This window comes from Intestinibacter sp., assembly GCF_034113885.1.
In the GTDB taxonomy this organism is placed as follows: domain Bacteria; phylum Bacillota; class Clostridia; order Peptostreptococcales; family Peptostreptococcaceae; genus Intestinibacter.
In genome coordinates, this window is sequence record NZ_JAXEWM010000175.1 from 1 (window position 1) to 4,684 (window position 4,684).

Genomic DNA, 4,684 nt, shown 5'->3' on the forward strand with positions numbered 1-4,684 from the left:
TTAAAACTAAATAGAAGCAGTAACAACATATATATGTAAATTATAAAATGTTAGTCTGTTAGATATATGCAAAAAGAAAAGCTTGTCCTGAATCTAGACAAGCTTTTTTATTTGCATTTTTATATTTTATATTACATATAAGATATTAAATCTCCGAATTTAGCTTTAACTTCGTTTAATTTAGCTTGGTAAACTTCACCTTGTTTTTGGAACATTAAAGTTTTTTCTACTTTGTCTGCTACTTCTTCGAATGTTGGTATGCTTTCTTCGTTTTTAGCTTCTAATTTGATTAGATGGTAACCAAATTGAGTTTTAACAGGTTCACTTATATCTCCAACGTTCATAGCGAAAGTAGCTGCTTCAAATTCTGGAACCATTTGTCCTTTACCGAAAGTACCTAAATCTCCACCTTGATCTTTAGATGGGCAAGTAGAATGAGCTCTAGCAGCATCTTCGAAAGTTACTTCTCCAGATTTTATTTGAGCTAATATTTCGTTAGCTTTTTCTTCAGTATCTACTAATATATGTTTAGCATTAGCAGATGGTGGGTTAGAGAAGTTAGCTTTGTTAGCTTCGAAGAAAGTTCTCTTTTCGTCGTCAGTTACTTGTACGCTAGTTAATATTTGGTTTATTATGTATTGTTTTAATACATTTTTTTCTATTTCTGCCATTTCTTTTCTGAAAGCTTCGTCTTGGTCTATTTTGTTGTCTTTAGCATACATGTATAAAAGCTCTTGGTTTATTAAGTCTTCTAATACGTATTTTCTTCCTTCTTCAGTTTGGAATTGTTGTGCTTGATAAGGATCTAAACCTTGTATAGCACTATCAATGTCAAGATTAGAGATTTCTTTATCTCCAACTTTAGCTAATATTTTCTTTTCCATAAGTTGTTTACTCCTTTTTCCTATTTTATTTAATTAATTTAATTTCATTTGCTGGTTAAATTAACTTCATTATACATGATAACAAAAAAATATTAATATGTCTAATATTTTCCTTAAATAGTATATAAGATTTTAATAGCATGTAGCGAATATAAATATTAATATTGAAGCTATAATACCTACCACACCGTCTTCGTCCTTAGAGGTAAATACTTTTTTGCACGATATATAAAAGTACAGTGAATTTATAAGAGATTTTACTAAAAGCAATTTGATATTATTAGAAAATAGTAAAAAATAAAATTCAGATATAATAAAGGTCGTAATAGATATAAATTTATACAAAAAATCTATGTAATCTTTGTGAACGAATTTTATATTATCTGCAATAATTAAAAGCAAATACACTAGAGAAAAAAGCGAGTAAATACTGAATATATAGCGGTTTATAGTGTTGTTTGGTATAAAAATCCAGTTAAACAATAAAATACCCCAAAATAAAACTGTCAAAAACCTGAAGTAAAATTCAAGTATATCGTATTTCCATTTCATAAGCTTCTCCTAATCTGTATGTTATCTATGCATTATTAACAAATACATACTTATGTATACGCATTTTATTTAAAAAATATAATGAAATCATAACATCAACAAAAGTATTTTATCATAAATTTATATCGTATAGGAAATTAATAAAGGTATAGGAGGGAATGAGGATGTATAGATATTATACAAAAGGGGTATGTGCAAAATCGATTTTGATGGATATCGAGGATGATATATTATTAGATGTAGTTTTTGAAGGCGGATGTGAGGGGGCCTTGATAGCTATTAAAAATTTAGTAAAAGGTAAAAATATAGATTATATAATAGATACATTAGAGCAAATCCCTTGCAGATCTAAAGGCAGCTCTTGTCCAGACCAGCTAGCCAATGCACTTAAAATATATAGAGAATTTGTGTATAAAAACTAATAATAAAAATTAAAAAGGGATGATCGCAATTTACTTGCGACATCCCCTGAGATACTATCTAGTAACTAATATTGCAATTTGATATTTTGGGTTGTAGCTTATTTGGATTAGTTGATTTTTCTTGATATGTTGTAAATCCTCTGCACCATAAGTTATTTTTAATTTTATAGGCTTTTTACCTTGTTTTAATATTGCAACATATTCTTTTTTACCTTTTTGTTCTAGGCTTATTAGATTACCTACATAAGGTGTAAAGTTTTGGAATTCTTTAGCTTGACTTCTAATATAGAAGAAAGTACCAACACATATAGCTAAATTTATTGCAAGAATGATCCATCCGTTAATATGTAACATAGCTCCAGCTATTATTAAAATAATCATAGCCACTATAGGTATAATTGCTTTTTTCATTAATAATTTACCCATAATTTCATTTGCTTTTTTCTCTGGTCCGCTCATAGTTTTTGATCTAGCATATGATTCGGCAAATTTGTCTTTTAAACCCATGTTAATCCTCCTAATTTTAATAGATATTTAGTTTTAATTTATTTTACCCATTTTTATATTAAAAATTTAGACGCGAAAGCTAAATTTTAAAGGCAAAATAAAACATATTAATTATTTTATCATAAAACAAGTAAAAAGAAAATAAATGTGTTAAAATAAATATATTGTTTTGAATTTAAATAATATAAAATAGATATGATAAGATTATAGGTGGTATATTTTATGAGCGACAAAATTTGTATAAGTATAAATAATAAAAAATTCAATAAAGAAAACGAGAAGACAAAGGAAGCTATATACAAGGCTTTACATAAATTGTGTGAAATTATAATACAGTTTGAGGAAAATGGACAGCCATTTGAGAAGATATTTAATAACGAGGCTATAAAGTACGATGTGTTTGAGAATAATTTCTACACTTATAAATTTAGATATGCTGATAATACTCAGCTTAGAATTTTATATCATTTTGTAAGAGATGACGACGGCAAAATAACTATAGAGCTTCACCAGTACGCAGTTAAGAGAAGAAATAATAAAAATTATATAGAAGCATTTGAAAAGTATGCTAGAAATTACGATAAATAGATTTATTGAATTATGGAAAAACTTTATATAATATAAAAAGGGGATAACAATATGGAATATAAAAAGTCAGGTGTGTTTTCTGAAAGCCAAAAGATAGATTGTAGAAATTTATGTCTTTATTTAAATTTTAAAAATGAAAAGTTGGACGATATATTGGGATTTTTGAAGCTGATAGAATTAAACTTTGTGGAAAAATTTGAAGAGGATTTTGTATTTGATATGGAATTCGATGAGGAAGAGATCACGGCGAAAGCCCTTCACAAGAAATTTACAAATATATCTGATAATGCAAGTAGAAGAATTAGCTTGCTGTACGATGGAATACTAAAGAGCGATAAGATTTCAAGCAGATTTGATTATAGAAATCTTATTTCAAGCAGGATGTTCATGGACAAGTGGGTTATGGAGGACCTGAAGCTGGATTTCAATCTAGAAGATATAGAGAGTATAAAGGATTACATATTGAGAAATATAGATATTGAGAATGTAGATTATTTAGGAGAGCCAGCACCTCAGGATATAGGTCTTAGCTTCAGCTGTGATTATATAGAAAAGGATCAAGAAGTAGACGATGATTTCGGGTATTTTGGATCTTTGAGCTTTAATATAAGTGGGTGTATATTGGGATACGATTTTGAGTACTTTACAAATTATTTAAAGGACTTTGTAAAAAAGGCGGGCGAGCTTTTAAAATCTTTATGCGCAAATGTATTTATATCTGATAAAACCTTAAATACGGATTATTTTAATTTATTTGAGATGGAACTTATTGAGCACGATGGCGAAGAGCCACAAGTAAATCACCACAGATATGGATTTTTGAGTGGCATAGAAGGGATAAATTATGTACCAAGGGATTTATTCGAGGAGATAGATAAAAGCCAACTAGAGGACGAAGTATTTGAAGTGAAGCCTTTGGAGAATGGCGCTTTTATAAATGTAAATAAACCGCTAGATGAAGTAAATATACACGATAAATACAGGGTCAGAGAGGTTTTAGATGATATTTTAATCAAGGGATATTGTGACCACGACTTGATACATTTTGTGGCATTTTTAGGTAGAGTTCCACTTTATGTAGACGAAGTATTTTTAATAGAAGCTCTAGAGGATGAAGTCAGAGACGATTTATACAATAGATATTTTGTAGTCACTAAAAATAGAGAAATCGAAGGTTTGCATCTAGACGGCAGCAAGTTTAGAGTACATAGATTTAATATGGAATAGAAAAAAGCAATTTACTAATGAGTTTTAGTACAAATTAGTAAATTGCTTTTTTATTTGCAATTAAATATTTTGGGTTTTATTGCTATATACTCGAACGAGAACTATTGTAAATATGTTAAAGGATTTTGTGAGAATATGTATGAAATAAATTTTGTTGGGACATAATATAACCAAGAATTTACAAGATTAGGAATTTCTATTATAAGTTACCTAAAATAGAAAGAGGTGCATTATGTTTCGACAAGAACATTCAAACATGTTTAATTCTAAAAGAATTAGATCAATGGTAGATAATTTAGATATAGAGGAAATGAGTTCTTTTATAGCGTTAGCTCAAGAAAAATTAAAAAATTTATATAATTGAGGTTTTTATGATGAAACAGATGGAAAAAACAAGATTTTAGAAGGTAGATTTAAAAAGGGTCTTAAATGCCCCAAATGTGGACATACAGAGGTAAATAAAAATGGAAAAACATATGGCCGTCAAAGATATATTTGCAAAAA

At 28.4% G+C, this 4,684-nt stretch carries 8 protein-coding genes; 5 read left to right on the top strand and 3 right to left on the bottom strand.

The annotated features are described in order from the left end of the window. Positions 1-131: 131 nt before the first annotated feature. Both SPD90_RS11040 and SPD90_RS11045 read right to left on the bottom strand, forming a co-directional pair. Positions 132-884, bottom strand: coding sequence for a peptidylprolyl isomerase (locus tag SPD90_RS11040; RefSeq protein ID WP_320925262.1), 753 nt, complete (start codon positions 882-884; stop codon positions 132-134). Positions 885-1,016: 132 nt separating this feature from the next. After that, the gene (locus SPD90_RS11045) at positions 1,017-1,436 is read right to left on the bottom strand and encodes a hypothetical protein (RefSeq protein ID WP_320925263.1); all 420 of its coding nucleotides are present in this window, start codon (positions 1,434-1,436) and stop codon (positions 1,017-1,019) included. 164 nt (positions 1,437-1,600) lie between these two features. Here SPD90_RS11045 and SPD90_RS11050 point away from each other — a divergent pair, with 164 nt between their 5' ends. Next, entirely contained in the window at positions 1,601-1,858 is a 258-nt protein-coding gene (locus SPD90_RS11050) for a TIGR03905 family TSCPD domain-containing protein (protein ID WP_320624622.1), read from the top strand. Positions 1,859-1,912: 54 nt separating this feature from the next. Here SPD90_RS11050 and SPD90_RS11055 read toward each other — a convergent pair whose 3' ends face one another. Further along, positions 1,913-2,365: a hypothetical protein gene (locus tag SPD90_RS11055; protein WP_320624623.1), complete on the bottom strand. Its 453-nt coding sequence runs from the start codon at positions 2,363-2,365 to the stop codon at positions 1,913-1,915. A gap of 222 nt (positions 2,366-2,587) precedes the next feature. Between SPD90_RS11055 and SPD90_RS11060 the strand changes: the two genes are divergently transcribed. The 4 genes from SPD90_RS11060 to SPD90_RS15345 form a co-directional block, all read left to right on the top strand. Further along, positions 2,588-2,953 (top strand): hypothetical protein, encoded by a 366-nt coding sequence (locus SPD90_RS11060; RefSeq protein ID WP_320925264.1) that lies wholly within the window; start codon positions 2,588-2,590, stop codon positions 2,951-2,953. Between the two features lie 51 nt (positions 2,954-3,004). Further along, entirely contained in the window at positions 3,005-4,180 is a 1,176-nt protein-coding gene (locus SPD90_RS11065; protein WP_320925265.1) for a hypothetical protein, read from the top strand. Positions 4,181-4,412: 232 nt separating this feature from the next. After that, positions 4,413-4,544 carry a hypothetical protein gene (locus tag SPD90_RS11070; protein ID WP_320925266.1) on the top strand — a complete coding sequence of 44 codons (132 nt, stop codon included), beginning with the start codon at positions 4,413-4,415 and terminating at the stop codon, positions 4,542-4,544. A 33-nt stretch (positions 4,545-4,577) separates the two neighbouring features. Then, positions 4,578-4,684: IS1/IS1595 family N-terminal zinc-binding domain-containing protein (locus SPD90_RS15345; RefSeq protein ID WP_442909071.1), on the top strand; the 107-nt coding region annotated here is incomplete at its 3' end.

Excerpts from the sequence above, each read along its gene's own strand:
- SPD90_RS11055 (WP_320624623.1), bottom strand. The coding sequence starts at position 2,365 with ATGGGTTTAAAAGACAAATTTGCCGAATCATATGCTAGATCAAAAACT.
- SPD90_RS11065 (WP_320925265.1), top strand. The coding sequence starts at position 3,005 with ATGGAATATAAAAAGTCAGGTGTGTTTTCTGAAAGCCAAAAGATAGAT.
- SPD90_RS11070 (WP_320925266.1), top strand. The coding sequence starts at position 4,413 with ATGTTTCGACAAGAACATTCAAACATGTTTAATTCTAAAAGAATTAGA.
- SPD90_RS11040 (WP_320925262.1), bottom strand. The coding sequence starts at position 884 with ATGGAAAAGAAAATATTAGCTAAAGTTGGAGATAAAGAAATCTCTAAT.
- SPD90_RS11045 (WP_320925263.1), bottom strand. The coding sequence starts at position 1,436 with ATGAAATGGAAATACGATATACTTGAATTTTACTTCAGGTTTTTGACA.
- SPD90_RS11060 (WP_320925264.1), top strand. The coding sequence starts at position 2,588 with ATGAGCGACAAAATTTGTATAAGTATAAATAATAAAAAATTCAATAAA.
- SPD90_RS11050 (WP_320624622.1), top strand. The coding sequence starts at position 1,601 with ATGTATAGATATTATACAAAAGGGGTATGTGCAAAATCGATTTTGATG.